Genomic DNA, 20,557 nt, shown 5'->3' on the forward strand with positions numbered 1-20,557 from the left:
CGCTGCGCACGCCGTCCCGGCGCGCCCGGGCCCGACGGCGGGTTCAAAGCCACGTGCCGCCCTGCCGCTCGTCCGGCTCCCCGGCGAGCGCATCGAAATCGTGAATCCAGTCCAGGTGATGCAGCACGCTGTCGCGCTCGGCCAGACGCGCGTTGCGTGCCTGCGCGGCCGGCCCGTCGGGCAGGTGAAGCACGTCAGCCACGGAAATCGACGCGTACTGCACCTTGCGCGTGCGGCCGCGACGCAGCCGCTCGTACGCTTCCTGCGCTTCGCGCCAGTTGCCCGGCCCGGCCTGCGCCAGTTGCGCCGCCAGCACCACCGCATCCTCGATCGACTGGTTCGCCCCCTGCCCGTGGTGCGGCACCAGCGCATGCGCGGCGTCGCCGATCAGCGTCACGCGCCCGCGGCTCCAGCGGCCGAGCGGCGGCCGATGGAACAAGCCCCAGCGCTGGCTGATCGGCACCGCGGTGATCATCTGCACCACCGCCGGATGCCAGTCCCTGAATACACGCAGTTGCTCGCCCTCTTCCGACGGCATCACCCAGTCGCGCGACGGCCACGGTGACGGATGACGCTCGACCAGCAGGAAATTCTGGTCGCCGTCGTCGCCGATCGGATAGTGCAGCAGGTGCCCGTGCGGCCCGATCCAGTACTGCAGCGTTTCGGGATCGGGCAGCAGGCTCAGCCGCGCGGCCGGCACCACGCCGCGAAACCCCGAACAGCCCGAATACAGCGCATCGTCGTAGCCGAGCATCCAGCGCCGCGTGATCGAGCGCGCGCCGTCGGCGCCGATCACGAGATCGGCATCGATGCGCACGCCGTTGTCGAACGCCAGCGTGACGCGATCGGCGTGCTGCACGAGATCGGTCAGCCGGTGGCCGAGATGGATGCGGTCGAGGCCGACCGCCTTCGACAGCACGGCCTGCAGATCCGCGCGATGCACGCCCCAGTACGCGCCGCCGAATTGCCGGCGATAGTCGGGCTCGCCGCGATGATGGCCGATCACCGCGCCGCTGCGGCCGTCGCGATAGACGAGCCCCGGGATGTCCGCGCACACCGCGTCGAAGGCCGCACGCAGGCCCATGCGTTCGTAGAAGCGCGTCGCATTGGCCGACAGCGCGACGGCCGCGCCGACTTCGCGCAGCACCTCCGTCTGTTCGTAGATCTGCGCGTCGATGCCGTGCTCGCGCAGCGCGAGCGCGAGCGTCAGGCCGCCGATCCCGGCGCCGACGATCGCAATCTTCAGGTTCGTCTGCATGATGAAGGTGTCTCCGATATTCCGATGTGGGGTGTGCGACGTGCGCAGCGGCCATGCCGATTGCATGGGCCGTATCGGTATTCTCGGGAGCCGACTTTCATTCCACAATAAAATGAAATGAATCTGCATCATCACCGGATGCAATGAACCGGGCGAGGCAAAACCCATGGAACTGAGCGATATCGACCTCAACCTGCTGCTGCTTTTCCAGCGGCTGATGCAGGAACGGCGCGTGTCGAGCGTCGCCGAGCAGATGAACATGAGCCAGCCGGGCGTGAGCAACGCCCTCGCGAAGCTGCGCCGCCGGCTCGGCGATCCGCTGTTCGTGCGCGGGCCGGGCGGCGTGGTGCCGACGCCGTTCGCGCTGCGCCTGGCGGAACCCGTGTCGCACGCGCTTGCGACACTGCACGCCGCGCTCAATCCCGAGACCGGTTTCGATCCGCTGCGCGCCACGCGCACGCTGACGATCGGCATGACCGACATCGGCGAAGTCGTGTTCCTGCCCGCGCTGCTCGAACACCTGTCGCACGCGGCGCCGGGCATCGCGCTCAATACCGTGCGCAACACGAGCATCAACCTCGGCGACGAAATGGCCGACGGCCGCGTCGATCTCGCGATCGGCCTGCTGCCGCAGCTCAAGGGCGGCTTCTATCAGCGCCGGCTGTTCGATCAGCGTTATGTGTGCCTGTTCCGGCGGGGGCATCCGCTCGAGGACGCGCCGCTGACGGTCGACGCATGGCGCAATGCCGAACATCTGGTCGTGGTGTCGGCCGGCACCGGTCACGGGCAGGTGGACGAATGGCTGAAGCGCCGTCGCGTGACGCGACAGGTGCGGCTGACGGTGCCGCATTTCATGAGCGTCGGCTACATCCTGCAGCGCACCGACCTGATCGCGACGGTGCCCGAGCATCTCGCGCAACAGCTCGCCGCACCGTTTTCGCTGAGCTGGCGCGCACTGCCCGTCGCGCTGCCAGGTACGCCGATTCACATGCTCTGGCATGCACGGGTCAACCAGGACGAGGGGAACCGGTGGCTGCGCGACGTCGTGGTCGATCTGTTTGCGCAGACCGGCACGCGGGCACGCAGGGCCGTGCCCGGCAGGACGAAGTAGTCAGCCGAGCGTGCGTTGCGATGTCGCCCGGACATGCGCGCCGCGCATTTCGACTACATTGCCGAATGCGGCGATGATCCCGGTCACCGGCCGCCTCGTCCTCTTTCAACCAGCAGGAAATCAAGCCATGTCTGTCTCGAAGAAATTCGCAGCCGTCACCGGCGCCGGCTCCGGCATCGGTCGCGCAGCGGCCGTCGCGCTCGCCCAGGCGGGATTCACCGTCGCGCTGCTCGGTCGCACGGAGGCCTCGTTGCGCGAAACGCAGGACGCGATCCGCGCCGCCGGCGGCGACGCGCACGCGTTTCCTGCGGACGTCACCGACGAAGCATCGGTCGACCGCGCGTTTGCGCGGATCGCGCAGCAGTTCGGCCGGCTCGACGTGCTGTTCAACAACGCCGGCCGCAACGCGCCGCCGGTTCCGCTCGACGAATACGAATTCGACGTGTGGAACGGCGTCGTCGCGACGAACCTGACCGGCGTCTTTCTGTGCGCACGGGCCGCATGGCGCCTGATGAAAACGCAAACGCCGCAGGGCGGCCGCATCATCAACAACGGCTCGATCTCGGCGCATGCGCCGCGCCCCGATACGATCGCGTACACGGCCACCAAGCATGCGGTGACCGGCATCACCAAGGCGCTGGCGCTCGACGGCCGCCGGTACAACATCGCGTGCGGCCAGATCGACATCGGCAACGCCGCGACGTCGCTGACGGAACGGATGACGCAAGGCGTCCCGCAAGCCGACGGCAGCCTCGCGCCCGAAGCGCGGATGGACGTCACGCACGTCGCGAACGCGATCGTCCAGATGGCGAACCTGCCGCTCGACACGAACATCCTGAACATGACGATCATGGCAACGGCCATGCCGTTCGTCGGGCGAGGGTAAGCGCGCGGCGACATCGAATCCCGTTCGGGCCGCCTGCGTCCGCGGCGCCGCATCGCCGGGCCGGCCCGAATCAGCCCTGCTCAGGTCGCCGCGAGATATCGCTGCGGCGATTCGCCCGTGATCCGTCGGAACATGACGATGAACGCGCTCGCGCTGCGATACCCGAGATCTTTTGCCACCTGCGCAACCGACTGGCCGAGCGCGAGGCGCGTGATCGCTTCCGCGACGCGCATCTGCTGCCGCCAGGCCACGAACGTCAGCCCCGTCTCGGCATGCAGCCGGCGCGCGAGCGTACGGCCGCTCGCGCCGAATTGCTCGCCCCAGAAGTCCAGCGTGAGATCGCTCGCGGGGTCGTTCATCATGTGCTCGCACAGCTTGAGCAGGCGCTCGTCGCGCGGCAAGGGCACACCCGGCTCCGCGAGGCTCGGCGTTTCCGCCAGCACTTTCATCAGCAACGACGCGGCGAGCCCGGCACGGCTCGTGGCCGTATAAGTGTCCGCCCCGTCGACCACCGTGAGCGCGAGTTCCCGCAGCAACACCGACACGGCGATGACCGCCGGCTCTTCCCAAGGCCACGGAAACACTTCGGGTTCCACATAGACGCTGCATAGCGCGGTGTCGCCCACCGCGTGCAGTTCGTGATCGACGTCCGACGGCAGCCACACCGCCCGCGACGGCGGGAGCGTCCACGTTCGGGCCGGCGTGAGCACGCGGACGACGCCCTTGGCTGCAAAGACGAGCTGGCCATGGCGATGCTGATGCCAAGCCACGCGTTCGCCTTGACGGTAGTTCACGAGGGTCGCCGCCACTTGGCGCGGCAGCGGCACCCGCGCCAGCGGATAGCGCTTGAGCAGGAAGGCCTTCATCGGAGATGGTCGAAAGGAAGTGCGCCATGATATTTCAAATTCACCAAATTCTGTCAAAAATTCGATATCGCGTGTCTACCTTTCGGCTGCGCGAGGCATTAATCTCCTTATCCATCAACGGTTACGGCCAAACCCCGTTCTCCATATTTAATACGTCTCATTCTTATCTATGAGACGCAACACGTGCAGCCAGCACGTCCGCACGACCTCCGACGACTTATGCCTCCGATTGCCTCATTGCTCCGCTACTCACGCTGGTTGCTGCCGGTCGCGCTGCTCGCGAGTCTCGCGAGCGGCTTCGCGAACGCGGCGCTCGTGGCACTCATCAACCAGGCGTTGCAAGCATCGGGCGCACAGCTGATGCACCTGGGCATGCGCTTCGTGCTGCTCGCCGCGCTGGTGCTCGTGACGCGCATCGGCTCGCAGGCGCTGTTCATGTATCTCGGTCAACGCGTCAAGGCTCAACTGCGCATGCAGACGATCGGACGCATTACCGCCGCGTCGTTCCGCGACCTGGAGCGGTGCGGCGCGGCCCGCGCGGTGGGCGCGCTGACCCAGGATCTCGACAGCATCGTCGTGTTCTTCGTGAGCCTGCCCTCCATTGCGATGCAGGGCGCCGTGATCGTCGGCTGTCTCGCGTACCTTGGCATGCTCTCGCTGCCGATCCTCGCGGTCGCGCTGGGCGTGCTCGGGGCCGGCACGCTCGGCACGCAGCTGGTGAGCGCCCGTGCGCTGCGTCATCTGCGCGCCTCGCGCGACCGCGAGGACACGCTGCTGAACCAGTTTCGTGCGTTGTTCGACGGCGCCAAGGAACTCAAGCTGCATCGCGCACGCGCGAACGCGTTCGTCGGCAGCGAGCTCGCACCGCACGTGGAAGCGGTGCGCGTGCAGCGCACACGCGGCTATGTGCTGCACGCGCTCGCGGCAAGCTGGGGCAATTTGCTGCTGTTCGGCTTCGTCGGCCTCACGACTTTCGTGCTCGCGCATCTGTTCGGCGCCGACGCACACGTCATGTCGGGCTACGCGCTCGTGTTCCTCTATCTGATCATGCCCGTCGAAGGGTTGCTCGCGGCGCTACCGTCGCTCAACTCGGCACGCGTTGCGTTCGAGCGCATCGGCGCGCTCGAAGCGGCGCTGCCTGCCGAGCCAGGCAATCACGCCGGTTCCGCCCCCGCCCCGGCCGAAGGATTCTCGCGCATCGCGTTCGAAGGTGTCGAACATCGCTATGTGCGCGAAAGCGACGACGGCCTGTTCACGCTCGGGCCCATCGATCTGACGTTCGACGCCGGAGAGCTCGTGTATCTCGTCGGTGGCAACGGCAGCGGCAAGACCACGCTCGCGAAGCTGCTCGTCGGCCTTTACGCGCCCGAGCGCGGCCGTCTGCTCGTCGACGGCGTCGCCGTGGACGACACGACGCGTGCCGCGTATCGACAGCGATTCTCGGTGGTCTTCAGCGATTTTCATCTGTTCGATTCGCTGCTCGGCCTGACCGGCGAACGCGAAGGGATGGCGCGTACGTTGCTCGTCGCGCTGCAACTCGACCACAAGGTGCGCATCGAACGCGGCACGTTCTCCACGCTCGCCCTTTCGCAAGGTCAGCGCAAGCGCCTCGCGCTGCTGGTCGCATTCCTGGAGGATCGACCGTTCTATGTCTTCGACGAATGGGCGGCCGATCAGGACCCGGCCTTCAAGGACGTGTTCTATCGCACGCTGTTGCCCGCGCTGAAGGCGAACGGCAAGACCGTGCTGGTCATCACGCACGACGATCGCTACTTCGATCTCGCCGACCGTCTCGTCAAACTCGAGAACGGACGCATCGCCGCGATGACCGCGGACACGGCCGGCGCGGACAACGCGCGGCGTACGGGCGGCAACGACATGGCGAGCGCGGCATGAGCGATATCGTGCGGGACGAAGCACCCCGCTCCGCATGCGGCGGCACCGGCAATGCCGCGACGTTCTCGCTCGAACGCGTGTCGTACGTCGCCAGCGGCCGTCCCCTGCTGCAATCGATCAATCTCGCGATCGACCCCGCATGCGTGACCGGGCTGGTCGGGCACAACGGTTCGGGCAAATCCACGCTCGTCAAATTGCTCGCTCGTCAGCTCGCCCCCACTGCCGGCACGATTCGCTATGCGGGCAAGCCGCTCGCCGACTGGGGCGCACGCCAGTTCGCGCGCGAGGTCGCGTATCTACCGCAGCAGACGCCGCCCACCGACGGCATGACCGTGCACGAACTGGTCGCCCTCGGGCGTTATCCGTGGCATGGCGCGCTCGGACGCTTCGGGGACGAAGACGCCGCGCACGTCGAGCGCGCGATGCGTGCAGCGGATGTGCTCCGTCACGCCGATCGCCCCGTCGACGTACTGTCGGGCGGCGAGCGTCAACGTGCATGGCTGGCGATGCTGGTCGCACAGGACTGCCGCTGCATGCTGCTCGACGAACCGACGTCGGCGCTCGACCTCAACCATCAGCTCTCCGTGCTCGAACTCGTGCGCACGCTCTGCGCGACGAGGGCGATGAGCGCCGTCGTCGTCCTGCACGACGTGAACATGGCCGCGCGGTTCTGCGACCGTATCGTTGCGCTGCGCGAGGGCCGTCTGCTGATGCGCGAGCGCGCCGCCGACATCATGGACCCTGTACACCTCGAATCGATCTACGGCGTGCCGATGCGCGTGAGCGCCGATCCGGTCAGCGGGCGGCGTCTGGGGTTTCCGGCATGAACCTGCTAGTCGCGAATCCGCGCCGCCGGCAACTGCTCGTCGCGCTCACCGCGCTCGCCGGCTCAGGCCCATGGTTCTCCGCGCGATGCGCCGCTGCGGCGGTCACACGGTTCCCGCACCGCATCGTGGTGCTCAACTGGGAACTGACGGAAACGCTGCTCGCGCTCGGGCGCGCGCCCGTCGGCATTCCGTTGCCCGACTGGTATGCGAGCGGCATCGTGACGCCGCCGTTGCCGCCCGGCGTCGCCGATATCGGCCTGCTCTATCAGCCGAATTTCGAGGTGCTGCTCGCGCTCGCGCCGGATCTCATCATCGTCACGCCGGCCCATGCGGCGCTGATGACGCCGCTCCGACGCATCGCGCCGACGCTCACGCTGGGCACATACATGAGCGCTGCACGGCCGCTCGAGGTGCTCTGCGACGAAACATCCGCGATGGGGCGCGCGATCGATGCGCCGCTATGCGCCGCCGAGCTGATCGCCGCCGCGCAACGGGAATTCGCGTCGGCGGCCACCCGGATCGCGGGCACCGGGGTTCACCCGGCGCGCGCCGTGATCGTCGCCGAAGCACTCGACGAGCGACATTTTCGCGTCTACGGCACGGGGAGCCTGTTCGACGACGTGCTCGCGCGCATCGGTGTCGACAATGCCGCCCATCCTCGCGACGCGGCGAGCCGCGCGTCCTCCACGCCATGGCGCACCTCCGTAACCGGTTCGGCCACCGTCGCGCTGGAACGCCTGTTCGATGTCCCGCATGCGGACATGCTGCTGATCGGGCCGCTGCGCGCCGACGTTCGTGCGGCGCTGAACCGGAGCCCGTTGTGGCGTGCGTTGCCTGCCGTGCGCGAGAAACGCGTCGCAGTACTGCCGGTGATCGCGGCCTTCGGCGGACTCGTGTCGATGCAGCGCTTCGCCGCGGCCGTCTCGATCGCCCTCGCCACACTCGAGCACGGCGGAGGCGGCCTTGCGTAACCTCGTGCTGGCCGGACGCGTCGCGCGGACAAGCGATCGGCGCCTGGCGCTGGTCGGCGCCATGGCCGTACTCGCCGCCTGCCTCACCGCCACGGACGTGCATCGCGCACTCGCGGGCGCATCCTTTTGGCACGCGCTCGCGGCCACCGCCGACACGCAGGACGTGGGGGCCTTGCTCGTCCACTACAGCCTGCTGCCGCGCGTCGCGATGACGCTGCTGTGCGGCGCCGCACTCGGTCTCGCGGGCACGCTGATGCAACAGGTGCTGCGTAATCCGCTCGCCGAACCCATGACGCTCGGGGTATTCCCGGGCGCGTATCTCACGCTGTCCGTCGCGACGATCTGGATGCCCGGCTGGTTGGCCATGGGTCGAAGCACGCTGGCGCTGGCGGGCGGCGCGGCCGCGATGCTCGTCGTGTTCGCGCTGGCATGGGCGCAACGTATGTCGCCGCTCGGCGTGATCCTCGGCGGCATGGTGGTGAACCTGTACTGCGGCGCAATCAGTCTCGCGATCTCGGTGGTGCATTTCGACAGGCTTGCGGGCTTGCAGATCTGGGGCGGCGGCGCGCTCGACCAGAACGGCTGGCAACCGACGCTGCATCTGGGCATGCAGCTCGCCGCCTGCGCGGGCGGCGCCGCACTGCTCTATCGTCCGCTGAATCTGTTCGACGCAGGCGACACGACGGCGCGCCATCTCGGTGTCGCGGTCGGATGGGTGCGCGGCGCCGCGTTGTTCGTCGCGGTCGCGCTCACGGCGTTCGTGGTCGCCGAAGTCGGCGTCATCGGCTTCATCGGTCTGGCCGCACCGTTGCTGGCCCGCCTGGCCGGCGCGCGGCAATTGCGCGCGCGGCTCGTGTGGTCACCGCTCACCGGCGCGGCGCTGCTGTGGCTCACCGATGAAATCGTGCGCACGGCCGCGCGGGCCGACCTGTTTTCCGCGCACGTGATCGCAACCGGAAGCGCGACCGCGATCGTGGGCGTGCCGCTGCTCGTCGGGTTGCTGCCGCGTTTGCGCACGCGGCCCGATGCGCATGCGGCCGCGGGCCCCCGGCAGGATCGCCGCGCGCCTCGTGCGATCGCGCTGGTGTGGGCCATACTGCTGCCGCTCGCCTGCCTGCTGTCGCTGGCGGTCTCTCGCGGCCCCACCGGCACGAGCGTCGCAACGCTCGCGCAAATCGAAAGCCTGCTGTTCTGGCGCGGCCCCCACCTCGTCGCGGCGCTGGCGGCGGGCGCCCTGCTGGCAGTCGCGGGAACATTGCTGCAACGCATGAGCGCGAATCCGATGGCGAGTCCCGACGTGCTCGGTGTGGGTTCCGGCGGCATGTTCGGCATGGTCGCCGTGCTGTTTCTCGGTCACCGCCTCGTTCCCGCCGCGCTGGTGGCAGGCTGCGTGGCCGGCACGTTCGCGACGTTGGTGCTGCTCGTCTGGTTCGGACGGCGCGCGCGATTCGCGCCCGAGCGCCTGCTGCTCGTCGGGCTGTCGATCAGTGCGCTGTTCAACACGGTAGTCGGCGCGCTGATGTCGAGCGGCGATCCGCGCGCGGGCGTGCTCGTCGATCTGCTGATCGGATCCACGTACTACGTCGCGCCTGGCATCGCATGGAGCGTCGCGGCACTGGCGCTCCTCACGCTCGCCGTTGCACCGCTGACCGGACGCTGGCTCGCCGCTCTGGCGCTCGGCACGGACGTCGCGGCGAGCGTCGGCGTGCCCGTGGGTCGCGCGCGCTTCGCATTGCTGCTGCTGGCGGCCATGTCGACGGCGGCGGCGACCGTGATTGTCGGGCCGTTGTCGTTCGTCGGGCTGATCGCGCCGCATATCGCACGGTTCTCCGGTGCGCGCCGCCCCGTGCCGCAGCTCTATTTGGCCGCGACCCTCGGCGCGCTGCTGATGGTGACGGCGGACTGGCTCGGGCGGCAGATCGCTTTTCCGCAGGAAATCGCGACCGGCCTCGTCGCCACGCTGCTCGGCGGACCGTGGCTCGTCGCGCTCGTGATGCTGCGCGGGTTGCGGCGGTAATTGCGTCACGGGTCGCGTGATCGGCCACGATGTCGGTCCGGCGATTGTTCTGTAGTGCATGGATTCAAGACAGACGAGGCCGTCAGAAGCCCGTCGATAAAGATCGTCCCCCCATTTTTCAACCCGCCGCTGGCGGGAGGAAGCAGTTCGACGTTTTTCAACATCGGGATGATCAACCATGACAACGAGAATGGACCACCCGCGCGCGCGGCGCGTGACGACGGGACGATGCAGCGGTGCCCCGCTCGCCTTTTCGGCGCTGTGCCTCGCCTCCTCGTGGGCGAACGCGCAAGGCTCGCCCGCCCCGGTCGGCGACACGCTGCCCGTCTTGACGGTGGTGGGCACAAAGGACGCCGACGCGACAACCGAAGGCAGCGGCAACTACGCTGCAAAGTGGGCCACCATCGGCGGAAAAGTCGCGCAATCGATCAAGGAGACGCCGAACTCGGTCTCGGTGCTCACGCGCGAGCGGATGGACGACCAGAACGTCACGACCATCCAGCAGGCGTTGCGCTCCGTGACCGGCGTCAGTTCGATCGACTACGGCGACGGTACCGCGTACTTCCGCGCGCGCGGCTCGCAGCTCGGCATTGAATTCGATGGCGTCCCGACACTGAGCGGCCTGCAGTACCAGTTGCAATTCGATCTGGCGATGTACGACCGCGTCGAAATCCTGCGCGGCCCGGCAGGCTCGATCGATGGCATGGGCGAGCCGGGCGGCGTCGTCAATCTCGTGCGCAAGCGCCCCCAGGATCAGTTCCACCTCGGCACGGAAACGCAGGTCGATTCGTTCGGCAGCGTGCGCCAGATGATCGACGTCACCGGGCCGCTGAACAAGGACGGCACGCTGCGCGGGCGCGCCGTTCTCGTGGGCGGCACCGGTACGCAATCCATAGAGCGCACGCGCAGCAAGGAGGTGATGGTCTATGGTGCGCTCGATTGGGACCTCACGCCGCGCACGACGCTGTCGTTCTCGGGCGGCTATCAGGTCTCGCCGATTTCCGGCATCGATTACGGTGCGGGCGGCGTGCTGAACAGCACGCGTACCGCGCTCACCGGGCGCGTGCCGAGCGAATATACGCGGAACTTCAGTCCGAGCTGGAACTACGCGTACACCTCGTTGCAGGAGGTCAACGCCAACCTCGTGCATCGGTTCGAAAACGCGTGGCAATCTTCGACCACGCTGTTCTACCGCCACGAACTCTCCAAGGCCTACTACGCGTACTCCGGCCCCGGTGCGACCGCAAACGGCCTCGCGCGCTTCGGAGACCAGCGGCAGCGCACGAGCTATGACTGGTTCGGCGCGGACACCAACGTATCCGGCCCGGTGCGCCTCTGGGGGCAGACGCATACGCTGACCATCGGCGCGAACTACGCCGTGATGACATCGGGCGCGCAGTCGGGTTACCGCGCGTTGAGCGGCCCGTACGGTGGCGCCTACAGTCTCTACGATCCCAATGCGGTCCCCGCCGTGGACGTACCGTACACGTTCGGCACCAATCACCGCACCGTTCAATACGGCGTCTATGCGCAGGCGCGTATCAAGCTCGCCACGCCGCTGACGCTCGTGCTCGGCGGCCGCGAGGCGTTCCTGCAGGACCGCACGCAGTCGACGTTGCCGAGCGTCGCGGACTGGACGACCAACGCACAGGTCAATCATCGCTTCCTGCCGTCCGCCGGCTTGCTGTGGGACATCGTGCCGTCGCTGACGGCCTATGCCAACTATGCGCGTTTCCTCGATGCGCAAACGCAAGGCACGTACTCGGGGCCGGGCCTGCCGCCGCGCTCGGGTGAGCAGTACGAAGTAGGCGTAAAAAGCAGCCTGCTCGATGGCCGCCTGAATGCGAACGCCGCGCTGTTCCGCATCAACGACGACAACCGCGCCGTTGCCGATCCTGCCCATCAGTTCTATTACGTGGCCGCAGGCAAGGCACGCAATCAGGGTATCGAACTCGAACTCACTGGCCAGCCGACGCCGGACTGGAATCTTTATGCTGGCTACACGTATCTGAACGCACACTACGAGAACGACTCGCCCGATCTCACCGACGGCACGGATCCGAAGCATTTGTTCAAGCTGTGGACCCGATATACGCTGTCGCAAGGCCCGTTGCGCGGATTCTCGATCGGGGGCGGCATGCTCGCTCAAACGCGGATTTCGCGCGGCGTCGAACAGGGTGCCTATGCGGTTTTCGACGCACAAGCAGGATATCGTTTCAACAAGCACGTGACGGCGTCCTTGCAATTGAATAACGTGTTCAATCGCAGGTACTACATTCGTCCGCCCAGCACCTACTACAGCGTATTCGGCGATGCGCGCAACGTGATGTTGACCGTGCGTTCGGATTTCTAGGGGCCGCCGCGCGACGAATGCGTCGCGCGACGCATGGTGACCCTGATCCCACGGAATAGTCTGACTTCTTCAAAAGTCACCCGCCTTCAAACATCCGGATCCGGACCGATTCTTCGAAACGGATTCGTCGAAAGCTTCAACGGCAAACTGCGAGCCGCATTGCCAAACCGCGAACGGTTCCGCAGTCGCGCCGAGGCCAAGATGCTCATCGAACGCCGGCCCCACAGCGCTCATCGCTACCGACCTCCGGCCACGGTCCGTCGAGCCTGGCTGGATTCCGGCAATATCGACGCGAAACTCACTGCGTGATTGGTCACGGAATTCCGCCGCAGCTCACATTGTTCGTGCACGGCATTTCGCGCCAAGCGGCGCGCGAAGCGTGCGCCACTGCCAGGAAAAATGAATCGTGGCCATTGCGCGAAGTTGCTTTCCGGCCGGACGCGTCGTGGTGCTGATTCACATCGACGGCCCCGGGCGAGACCATCATCGCCCGGGGCGCACATGTCTACGTAGTCACGCTGACGCTGGGTTCGAGCGCAGAGTGACTTTCCCCTGCCCCAGGCCGGATCTTGAACCAGATCGAGTACATGGCCGGCAAAAACACCAACGTAAGAATCGTTCCGGCGAACGTTCCTCCGATCAGCGTATAAGCCAGCGTGCCCCAGAACACGGAATGGGTCAGTGGAATGAACGCCAGCATCGCGGCAACCGCCGTCAGGATCACGGGCCTCGAGCGCTGCAGGGTGGCCTCCACTACCGCATCGAACGGCGCCATGCCCGCACGCGTGTTCTCTTCGATCTGGCCGATCAGGATCAGCGTGTTTCGCATCAGGATGCCGGAGAGCGCAATGAGCCCCACCAATGCGTTGATGCCGAAGGGCTGATTGAACAGCAGGAGTGTCGGCACCACGCCGATCAAACCCAGCGGACTGGTCGCGAACACCATCATGGTCGCGGCAATCGAGCGCGTCTGGAAAATGATGATGAGCAGCGTCAGCGCAATCATGATCGGGAACAGCGGCGCGAGCGCATTGGTCGCCTTGTTGGCCTCCTCGATGGAGCCGGCCTCCTCGATCCGGTAGCCGCCCGGCAGCTTCGCGATGATCGGCTGCAATTGCGCGAGCATCGCGGTCGATACGTCGGGCGGTTGCAATCCTTCAGCGATATCGCCGCGCACGGTGATCGTCGGCGTTCGATCGCGACGGCGCAGGATCGGATCCTCCATGCGGATGTCGACCTTGCCGACCTGCGAGAGCGGCACCCGCTGCCCTGCGTTACCGATCAGCGTGAATCCCTCGATCCGTTGCGGGTCGAGCCGGGTGTCTCCCGCCGAACGCGCGACCAGTTCCACCGAACGAATGTCCTCGCGCACGTGCGTGACGGGAATGCCGGTCAGCAGGAATTGCAGTTGCTGCGCGACCGAGCTGGACGTCAGCCCGAACGACCCGAGACGAGTTTGATCGAGCGTGAAATGCACGGTGGGAACGCGCGGCCCCCAGTCGGCGTTCACCGTTCGCATCATCGGGCTGGCGTTCATGGTCCGCTCGACCTGCGCAGCGATGGTGCGCAACGTCCCCGCGTCCGGGCCCATGACCCTGAACGCGACGGGGTAAGGCGAGTAAGGGCCGAACACCAGCTGCGTGACGCGAACCTGCGCGCCGGGCACCAGTCCTTCGGCGATGACCTTGCGCAGACGGAACTTGAGCGCTTCCCGCTGGTGCTCGTCGTTCGTGCGGATCACGATCTTCGAGAAGGACGAATCCGGCAATTCCGGAGACATGGCCAGATAGAAGCGCGGCGCGCCCTGCCCGATGTACGAGGTCACGATCTGCGCTTCCGGCTGCTTCGCAAGCCACGCCTCGACCTTTTCCGTTGCCGACGCGGTCTGCTCGATCGAAGTCCCGTAGGGCATCTGCACTTCGACGAGCACCTCCGGGCGATCGGACGTCGGGAAGAACTGCTTCTTCACCAGCCCCATGCCCATCACGGCGATCACGAACGATGCCACCACGATCCCGGCGACCATCCACTTGCGTCCGATCACGCGCCCGAGGAAACGGCGAAAGCGCTGGTAGTTCCGCGTGTTGTAGATCGCTGCGTGGCCGCCTTCGATCACGGCAATGTCGGGTAACAGCTTGACGCCGAGGTACGGTGTAAAGACGACGGCCACGACCCACGACGTGATCAGCGCGATGCCGACGATCCAGAACATGTTGCTCGTGTATTCGCCGGCCGTCGACCGCGCGAAGCCGTTCGGCATGAAACCGACCGCCGTGACCAGCGTGCCCGACAGCATCGGCGCGGCCGTATGGCTCCACGCGTAAGCCGACGCCTGGACGCGGTTGTAGCCCTCCTCCATTTTCACGACCATCATCTCGATGGCGATGATCGCGTCGTCGACGAGCAGGCCCAGCGCGAGAATCAGCGAACCGAGCGTGATGCGGTCGAAGCTCTTGCCCGTGGCGGCCATCACGACGAAGACCCCCGCGAGCGTCAGCGGGACCGCCGCCGACACGACGATGCCGACGCGCCATCCCATGCTCGCGAAGCTCACGACCATCACCACGAGCAGCGCGACGAAGAACTTGACCATGAATTCGTCGACGGCCGAATGGATATTGACGGCCTGGTCGGTCACCTTCGTGAGGCTCATGCCCAGCGGCATCCCGGCATTGATCGTTGCGACCTCCGCGTCGAGCGCCTTGCCGAGGTTGAGCCCGTTCCAGCCGTCCCGCATCACGACGCCGAGCAGCAACGCCGGTTCGCCGTTGTTGCGAATCTGGAACGTGGCCGGGTCTTCGTAACCGCGTTCGACGGTCGCCACGTCGGAGAGCTTCAACGTGCGGCCCTGAACGACGATCGGCGTGTCACGAATGGTCTGCAGCTTGTCGAACGCGCCTTCGACACGAATGAATACCTGCGCGCCCGCCGTATCGATCGAACCGGCCGGCGTCAGAACGTTCTGGTTGTTCAACGCGGCAAAGATCTCCTGGGGCGTCACGCCGAGCGTCGCGAGGCGGTCATGCGAAAACGAGACATAGATCCGTTCCGCCTGCTCGCCGATGATGTTCACCTTCTTGACGCCCGGCACATGCAGAAGCCGCTGGCGCAAGCCTTCGGCATCGCGCACCAGCACTCGTTGCGGCTCGCCTTTTGCCTTGAGCGCGAACAGCGCGAACGTTACGTCGGAGTACTCATCGTTGACGAGCGGGCCGATCACGCCGGGCGGCAGGTTGCCCGCTTCGTCATGCAGCTTCTTGCGTGCCTGATAGAACTCCTCGGGCACGTCCGCGGGCGGCGTACTGTCGAGCAAGGTCACCGTGGTGAAGGCCAGCCCCGGACGCGTATAGGTCTCGGTCCGGTCGTACCAGCGCAGTTCCTGCATGCGCTTTTCGAGCGGCTCGGCCACCTGGTCCTGCATTTCCTGCGCGGTCGCGCCGGGCCATGCCGTGATGACCGTCATCGACTTGACGGTAAAGGGCGGATCTTCGGCCCGCCCCAGTTTCAGGAACGCAACCACGCCGGCGATCGAGATCAGGATGATCAGAAACAGCGTGACCGAGCGCTCCCGCACCGCGAGCGCCGACAAGTTGAAGCTGCTCATTGCGCCGCTCCTTGCGCGGAGACGGATGCCGCGATCATCTTGTCGTTGGCGAGACGTACATGCTCGCCGTCGTGCAACAACTGGGCTCCGAGCGCGACGACCTGGTCGCCGTCGCGAAGGTCGCCCGTCACCGTCGCACTGTCGTCGCTCAACGCGATGACACGCACCTTGCGCCAGGTCACGCGCGACTGGGCCCGGTCGACCGTCCAGACCCCGGTGCCCGTGCCCGGATCGAACACGGCGCCGACCGGGACCACCATGCCGGCGGGTGCGTGGCCGGCATCGCCGGCAAGATCGAGCGTCACGGTCGCGCCGAGCGGCGCATTCGACAGCGCGCCCTGGAGGACGTACCGCGCCTCGTAGGTCCGTGTCAGCCGATCGGCGGAGTCGGAGAGCTGACGCAGCACGGCGGGAACAGGCTTCTGCGCCGCGCCGTACAGCGTCGCCTCGGCGATCGAGCCGGATGCGGGACGCAGCGTCTCGGGAAGCTGGACGACGGCCTCGCGGGGGCCGGCATGCGCGAGCCGCACGACGATTTGTCCCGGCGCGACGACCTGGCCGGGCTCCGCCAGCGTCTCGACCACCACGCCGTCGGCGTCCGCCATGACGACGGCGTAGCCGGACGCATTGTTGGCGAGCACGGCCTGCGCCTGCGCCGCGACGAGCTGGGCCTTGGCGGAGTCCGCCGCTGCCTTCAGCTGGTCATAGGTCGACGCCGAGACCGCGCCTGCCGCGACGAGATCCCGATAGCGCGCCTCATCGGCGGCGGTCTGCGTCGCGCGCGCCTGCGCGGCATCCACGAGCTTCTGCTGCGCACGGGCCTGCAGCCCCAGGTCGATCGGATCGATGCGCATCAGCGGCTGGCCGCGCTTGACCGTCTGGCCCGCGTCGACCAGCCGCTCGATGACCTTGCCCTGAACCCGGAAACCGAGATCGCTCTGAACGCGGGCGCCCACGACACCCGAAAACGACCGGCTCGCCCCTGCCGCGCCGTGAACGGCGCTCATACGTACAAGTGGCGCCTCGGTACGCGGATCGGCGGCCGGATGCTCGCCGCATGCCGCGAGCGCAAGCGAAGCCACGCCCAATGTGTAGACAAAATGATGGCGCCGGAACATGAGGCCCCCTCTCGCAAAGAACAGGAGCCCTCATTCTGATACCAGTGACCAATTCAGTCAACAGTCACAACACGATTCATGGAGCGAGACTTCTGAGGACCAGGTTCGCAAGCTGGGTCGTCGCCTCTTCCGCACCCTCGAGGTTGTACTGGAGCAGCAGCGGATTGAAATAGGGCTTCATCACCAGGAAGATCGCGTTCACCGCCTCGTCCTGCGGGGTCTTGCGTTCGAATTCGCCGGTTTCGCGCCCGAGCCGCAGGATCTCGGCGACGAGTTGCCGGATCTGGTCCTCATAACCCTGGACCGATGGCCACGGTGATGCGGCCGACACGGCGGCGATGTCGTAAAGCTTGCGATCCTGGAAGAAGAGCTCGCTTCCGGATGAAAGCAAGGTCTTGAACATACAGCGAAATTTTTCCGTCGCACTGTGTACGCCGTCGATGTTTTCCCTGACGGCGGTGATCATCGCCGCGAGGCGATTCGCGCAGATGACTTGACCGATCGCCTGTTTGGAATCGAAGAATTTGTAGATATAGGCTTTTGAAAACCCGATTTCCTTCGCGAGGTCGGAAACGGTGGTCTTTTCGTAGCCGTAGCGGCTGAAGTATTCCGTTGCGGCGTCGACGATCTGGGCGCGAACTTCGTGGTCCGAGGGGCCGCGGGACGGGGAGGCGGAGGGAGTCGGTTTGTTCATGTCTCAAGCTTAGCCCCTCACTCGCGAGTTGACAACTTGTGACCATATTGTATATTGGTCACACCATCCGCCCTCCGTTGCGCTCCCGAAACGATCATGCCCCTGCACCGTTCACTTGTTCTCCTGACCAGCGTCGCCGCCCTTTCGGCGTGCGCCGTGGGTCCCGACTACCACCGCCCGGATGCGCCGCTGGCGCAGCACTACATGACCCAGCCGCCCGCCGGCACGGCAAAGGCTCCGGTTGCCGATCTGTCCGCGTGGTGGGAAAGCTTCAACGACCCGCTGCTCACGCGTTACGTTTCGCTGGCGCTGGCGCAGAACCTGGACCTGGCCCAGGCCGTTGCGCAAATCACTCAGGCGCGTGCGCGCCTCGGCACGGCCAACGCGGCGCTCCTCCCGTCGGCTTCGGTTTCCGCGTCGGCGGCCCGCGCCTATCAGTCCGTCGACACGCCGTTGGGGCAGTTGCTCAATGCCACGCCGGGTTACACGCGCTGGGGCACCGAGTACGAAACCAACCTGGAGGCCGGTTGGGAGATCGACATCTTTGGCGGTCTGCGCCGTCAGCGTGAAGCCGCGCTCGCCGATTACTCTGCGACGCAGGCGGCGGCGGTCGCCACCCGCCTTGCCGTCGCGGCCCAGACCGCTGATATCTACGTCACGATCCGGGGGCTTCAGACTCGCCTGGACATCGCGACCCGACAGGTGCAGACGCAGCAGGCGCTGCTCGCGGACGTGAAACTCCTGTATTCGAAGGGTGCGGCGGCCGACTATCAGGTTCAGCAGGCGCAAGGCGCGCTCGACCAGGTTCAGGCCGGCGTGCCCGTCCTGCTCGCGGCGCTCGATGCAGCGTCGAACGCCCTCGACGTGATGCTCGGCTCCCCTCCCGGCACGCACCGCGCGGAGCTGAGCCCGCCGTCCGTGATCCCCGTTGCGCCGTCGCTCGCGGAAATGGGCACGCCGGCCGATCTGCTGCAAAGACGTCCCGACCTGATCGCCGCCGAACGTCACCTCGCCGCGGCCAATGCGCGCATTGGCGCCGCGATCGGCGAGTACTACCCGACGGTCTCGCTGAACGCCTTCCTCGGCAGCGCGACCGCCGCCGCCACCGGCACGTTGTTCTCGGGCGGCGCCAACCAGGCGGCCGGCCTCGTCGGGCTACGCTGGCGCCTGTTCGATTTCGCACGCATCGGCGCCGATGTCGAAGCGGCGAAAGGCGCCGACGCGCAAGCGCTCGCGGCCTATCGGCAGGCTGTGCTCCGCGCGTCCGAGGACGTCGAAAACTCGCTCTCGTCATTGGTGAACCGACAGGCGCAGGCGGCCACGCTGTCGCATGCCGAGTCGTCGTTTTCCCGCGCCAAGGATGCGTCGATGACCGCGTACCGCAGCGGTGCGGCGAGTTTCATCGACGTATTGCACGCCAACGAGACGCTGCTCCAGGCCGCCGACGCGCGTGCGCAAGCGCAAACGGAATCCGCACGTGCGGCGATCTCGACGTTCAAGGCGCTCGGCGGCGGCTGGGATCCGGCAGCGCACGTCGGGCAGACATCGCTGACTTCACGCTGACGAAGCCGCCCAGCATTGGCGCGCGCGACGAAACCCGCGCACTTTCCGGGTTCGCGCGAGTGCGACGCGCACCATTGCCGTGCGCGTCGCGCCCGCAATCGAGCAGCGTCTCGCGCGTCACGGCACCCATCGCGCGGCCGTCATCGAATTGCGCTAAATTGGGCCTGATTTCGTTTGAACCCGCCGTCGGGTAAAGGCACGCAATGCCCGTACGGGCGCACTCCAGGGCGCGAAGAATGAACGACAAGGATCCTGTCGATTTCGGGCAACCCGTTGCAGACGACACGCTCGCCAGACGGTTTCTCCTGCGAGATGCGCCCACCGTACGGGCCGGCGTTTTCTCCCACGGGCAACCGATCTCGTTCACCCGGTTGATCAACCCGCGGCCCCAACCGGGGCGCTCGCTCACGCCGCAACCGGAAGAAGCCTTTGTCTTCCAGATGCCGCTGATACTCGGCCCCGATCCCGGCCTCCGTTATTCGAGCGGCAACCTCGATGCTTCCGCATCGTGCAGTCCGGGCAGTTGTTATCTGCTCGACCTGCGCGCGAGCCCGACGCGCCGTCTCGACATGCCGTTCGACACGATGCGGCTCTATCTGGCCCAGGGCGCGATCGAGGAGTTCACCGATCAAAAACGGCGCCGGCGCATAGGCGGGCTCGTGCAGCCGCATCTCGGCGCCAGCGACCCGGTGCTGTTCAGTCTGTCGCATACGCTGCAGGCGGTCCTGCAGCAGCCCGACCTGACGAGTGCGCTGTTCATCGATTACCTCGCGCTGGCGTTTTGCGAACACGTCGTCACGCGCTATGGCCGAGCCGATCCGGCGCTCCGGCCACGCCGCTCCGGACTCGCTCCGTGGCAGATGCGGCGCATCGAGGATTATTTCGCGTCCCACCTGCACGACAATCCGTCGATCGCCGATCTCGCGCGCGAGTGCAATCTCTCCACCAGCTACTTCGGCGAAGCCTTCAAGCAGACCACCGGCAGCACGCCCCATCAGTGGCTGCTCAAGCGCCGTATCGAGCGCGCGAAATCGCTGTTGCGGGAAACCGATGCGAGCCTGGCCAGCATCGCATCGGACTGCGGATTTTTCGACCAGAGTCATTTTTCACGCGTGTTCTCGCGTCTCGAGGGATGCGGGCCGAAAGACTGGGCGCAGCGGAACCGATAGCACCGGACAAATGCAAACGTCGTAAGCGGCGCGCGTGCGCCCGCTCGAGACGCGTCGACTCACCACGCCCCCCCGCCTCCCGATCCGAATTCAGCCATTGCCCCCGGTATTCGACGGTCGTCCGCGAATCGTCCAACGAATCGTTGTTTTATACAAGATCGCGCGGGCACCCCGCAGGTACGCTTCTCTCACATCGAATCGCCGATGCCTCCGTGGCTCGTCAC

General features: G+C 66.5%; 14 protein-coding genes and 1 pseudogene. 10 read left to right on the forward strand and 5 right to left on the reverse strand.

All coding sequences use genetic code 11. From position 1 onward, the window contains the following. Positions 1 to 43: 43 nt before the first annotated feature. A complete protein-coding gene (locus AB3K92_RS17085; protein ID WP_060232602.1) occupies positions 44 to 1,258 on the reverse strand; it encodes an FAD-dependent monooxygenase in 1,215 nt (404 codons plus the stop codon). 166 nt (positions 1,259 to 1,424) lie between these two features. Between AB3K92_RS17085 and AB3K92_RS17090 the strand changes: the two genes are divergently transcribed. Next, positions 1,425 to 2,369, forward strand: coding sequence for a LysR family transcriptional regulator (locus AB3K92_RS17090; protein WP_369465479.1), 945 nt, complete (start codon positions 1,425 to 1,427; stop codon positions 2,367 to 2,369). Between the two features lie 127 nt (positions 2,370 to 2,496). After that, positions 2,497 to 3,255 (forward strand): SDR family oxidoreductase, encoded by a 759-nt coding sequence (locus tag AB3K92_RS17095; protein WP_369465480.1) that lies wholly within the window; start codon positions 2,497 to 2,499, stop codon positions 3,253 to 3,255. A gap of 80 nt (positions 3,256 to 3,335) precedes the next feature. On the opposite strand, the gene AB3K92_RS17100 is transcribed toward AB3K92_RS17095, so the two are convergent. Then, positions 3,336 to 4,121, reverse strand: a complete 786-nt coding sequence (locus AB3K92_RS17100; protein WP_042972995.1) for a helix-turn-helix domain-containing protein — start codon at positions 4,119 to 4,121, stop codon at positions 3,336 to 3,338. Positions 4,122 to 4,340: 219 nt separating this feature from the next. On the opposite strand from AB3K92_RS17100, the gene AB3K92_RS17105 reads away from it, so the two are divergent. The 6 genes and pseudogenes from AB3K92_RS17105 to AB3K92_RS17130 form a co-directional block, all read left to right on the forward strand. After that, positions 4,341 to 6,017: a cyclic peptide export ABC transporter gene (locus tag AB3K92_RS17105; RefSeq protein ID WP_318828212.1), complete on the forward strand. Its 1,677-nt coding sequence runs from the start codon at positions 4,341 to 4,343 to the stop codon at positions 6,015 to 6,017. Further along, entirely contained in the window at positions 6,014 to 6,844 is an 831-nt protein-coding gene (locus AB3K92_RS17110; protein WP_369465481.1) for an ABC transporter ATP-binding protein, read from the forward strand. Before AB3K92_RS17105 ends, AB3K92_RS17110 begins: the two co-directional genes overlap by 4 nt. Beyond that, complete coding sequence (locus tag AB3K92_RS17115) at positions 6,841 to 7,815, forward strand: ABC transporter substrate-binding protein (RefSeq protein WP_369465482.1); 975 nt, start codon at positions 6,841 to 6,843, stop codon at positions 7,813 to 7,815. The genes AB3K92_RS17110 and AB3K92_RS17115 overlap by 4 nt, the downstream gene beginning before the upstream one ends. Further along, positions 7,808 to 9,832, forward strand: coding sequence for a Fe(3+)-hydroxamate ABC transporter permease FhuB (gene fhuB, locus AB3K92_RS17120; protein ID WP_369465483.1), 2,025 nt, complete (start codon positions 7,808 to 7,810; stop codon positions 9,830 to 9,832). Before AB3K92_RS17115 ends, fhuB begins: the two co-directional genes overlap by 8 nt. A gap of 178 nt (positions 9,833 to 10,010) precedes the next feature. Beyond that, on the forward strand, positions 10,011 to 12,185 hold the full coding sequence (locus tag AB3K92_RS17125; protein WP_124922634.1) for a TonB-dependent siderophore receptor: 2,175 nt from the start codon (positions 10,011 to 10,013) through the stop codon (positions 12,183 to 12,185). A gap of 117 nt (positions 12,186 to 12,302) precedes the next feature. Next, a pseudogene (locus AB3K92_RS17130) lies at positions 12,303 to 12,494 on the forward strand (integrase core domain-containing protein); the annotation flags it as partial. Between the two features lie 196 nt (positions 12,495 to 12,690). Here the strand turns inward: AB3K92_RS17130 and AB3K92_RS17135 are convergent. The 3 genes from AB3K92_RS17135 to AB3K92_RS17145 all read right to left on the reverse strand — a co-directional run bounded on the left by AB3K92_RS17135 (position 12,691) and on the right by AB3K92_RS17145 (position 17,601). Continuing rightward, positions 12,691 to 15,789, reverse strand: coding sequence for an efflux RND transporter permease subunit (locus AB3K92_RS17135; RefSeq protein WP_124922633.1), 3,099 nt, complete (start codon positions 15,787 to 15,789; stop codon positions 12,691 to 12,693). Further along, a complete protein-coding gene (locus tag AB3K92_RS17140) occupies positions 15,786 to 16,907 on the reverse strand; it encodes an efflux RND transporter periplasmic adaptor subunit (RefSeq protein WP_059553603.1) in 1,122 nt (373 codons plus the stop codon). Before AB3K92_RS17140 ends, AB3K92_RS17135 begins: the two co-directional genes overlap by 4 nt. A gap of 76 nt (positions 16,908 to 16,983) precedes the next feature. Next, the gene (locus AB3K92_RS17145) at positions 16,984 to 17,601 is read right to left on the reverse strand and encodes a TetR/AcrR family transcriptional regulator (RefSeq protein WP_048022517.1); all 618 of its coding nucleotides are present in this window, start codon (positions 17,599 to 17,601) and stop codon (positions 16,984 to 16,986) included. Between the two features lie 96 nt (positions 17,602 to 17,697). Here AB3K92_RS17145 and AB3K92_RS17150 point away from each other — a divergent pair, with 96 nt between their 5' ends. After that, a complete protein-coding gene (locus AB3K92_RS17150; protein ID WP_124922632.1) occupies positions 17,698 to 19,164 on the forward strand; it encodes an efflux transporter outer membrane subunit in 1,467 nt (488 codons plus the stop codon). A 203-nt stretch (positions 19,165 to 19,367) separates the two neighbouring features. Continuing rightward, the gene (locus AB3K92_RS17155) at positions 19,368 to 20,333 is read left to right on the forward strand and encodes an AraC family transcriptional regulator (protein WP_081052769.1); all 966 of its coding nucleotides are present in this window, start codon (positions 19,368 to 19,370) and stop codon (positions 20,331 to 20,333) included. Positions 20,334 to 20,557 lie beyond the last annotated feature (224 nt).

The organism is Burkholderia sp. Bmkn7, assembly GCF_041103175.1.
Taxonomy (GTDB): domain Bacteria; phylum Pseudomonadota; class Gammaproteobacteria; order Burkholderiales; family Burkholderiaceae; genus Burkholderia; species Burkholderia cepacia.

Excerpts from the sequence above, each read along its gene's own strand:
- AB3K92_RS17105 (WP_318828212.1), top strand. The coding sequence starts at position 4,341 with ATGCCTCCGATTGCCTCATTGCTCCGCTACTCACGCTGGTTGCTGCCG.
- AB3K92_RS17095 (WP_369465480.1), top strand. The coding sequence starts at position 2,497 with ATGTCTGTCTCGAAGAAATTCGCAGCCGTCACCGGCGCCGGCTCCGGC.
- AB3K92_RS17110 (WP_369465481.1), top strand. The coding sequence starts at position 6,014 with ATGAGCGATATCGTGCGGGACGAAGCACCCCGCTCCGCATGCGGCGGC.
- AB3K92_RS17135 (WP_124922633.1), bottom strand. The coding sequence starts at position 15,789 with ATGAGCAGCTTCAACTTGTCGGCGCTCGCGGTGCGGGAGCGCTCGGTC.
- AB3K92_RS17145 (WP_048022517.1), bottom strand. The coding sequence starts at position 17,601 with ATGAACAAACCGACTCCCTCCGCCTCCCCGTCCCGCGGCCCCTCGGAC.
- AB3K92_RS17155 (WP_081052769.1), top strand. The coding sequence starts at position 19,368 with ATGCCCGTACGGGCGCACTCCAGGGCGCGAAGAATGAACGACAAGGAT.
- AB3K92_RS17140 (WP_059553603.1), bottom strand. The coding sequence starts at position 16,907 with ATGTTCCGGCGCCATCATTTTGTCTACACATTGGGCGTGGCTTCGCTT.
- AB3K92_RS17085 (WP_060232602.1), bottom strand. The coding sequence starts at position 1,258 with ATGCAGACGAACCTGAAGATTGCGATCGTCGGCGCCGGGATCGGCGGC.
- AB3K92_RS17100 (WP_042972995.1), bottom strand. The coding sequence starts at position 4,121 with ATGAAGGCCTTCCTGCTCAAGCGCTATCCGCTGGCGCGGGTGCCGCTG.
- AB3K92_RS17150 (WP_124922632.1), top strand. The coding sequence starts at position 17,698 with ATGCCCCTGCACCGTTCACTTGTTCTCCTGACCAGCGTCGCCGCCCTT.
- AB3K92_RS17090 (WP_369465479.1), top strand. The coding sequence starts at position 1,425 with ATGGAACTGAGCGATATCGACCTCAACCTGCTGCTGCTTTTCCAGCGG.
- AB3K92_RS17115 (WP_369465482.1), top strand. The coding sequence starts at position 6,841 with ATGAACCTGCTAGTCGCGAATCCGCGCCGCCGGCAACTGCTCGTCGCG.
- AB3K92_RS17125 (WP_124922634.1), top strand. The coding sequence starts at position 10,011 with ATGACAACGAGAATGGACCACCCGCGCGCGCGGCGCGTGACGACGGGA.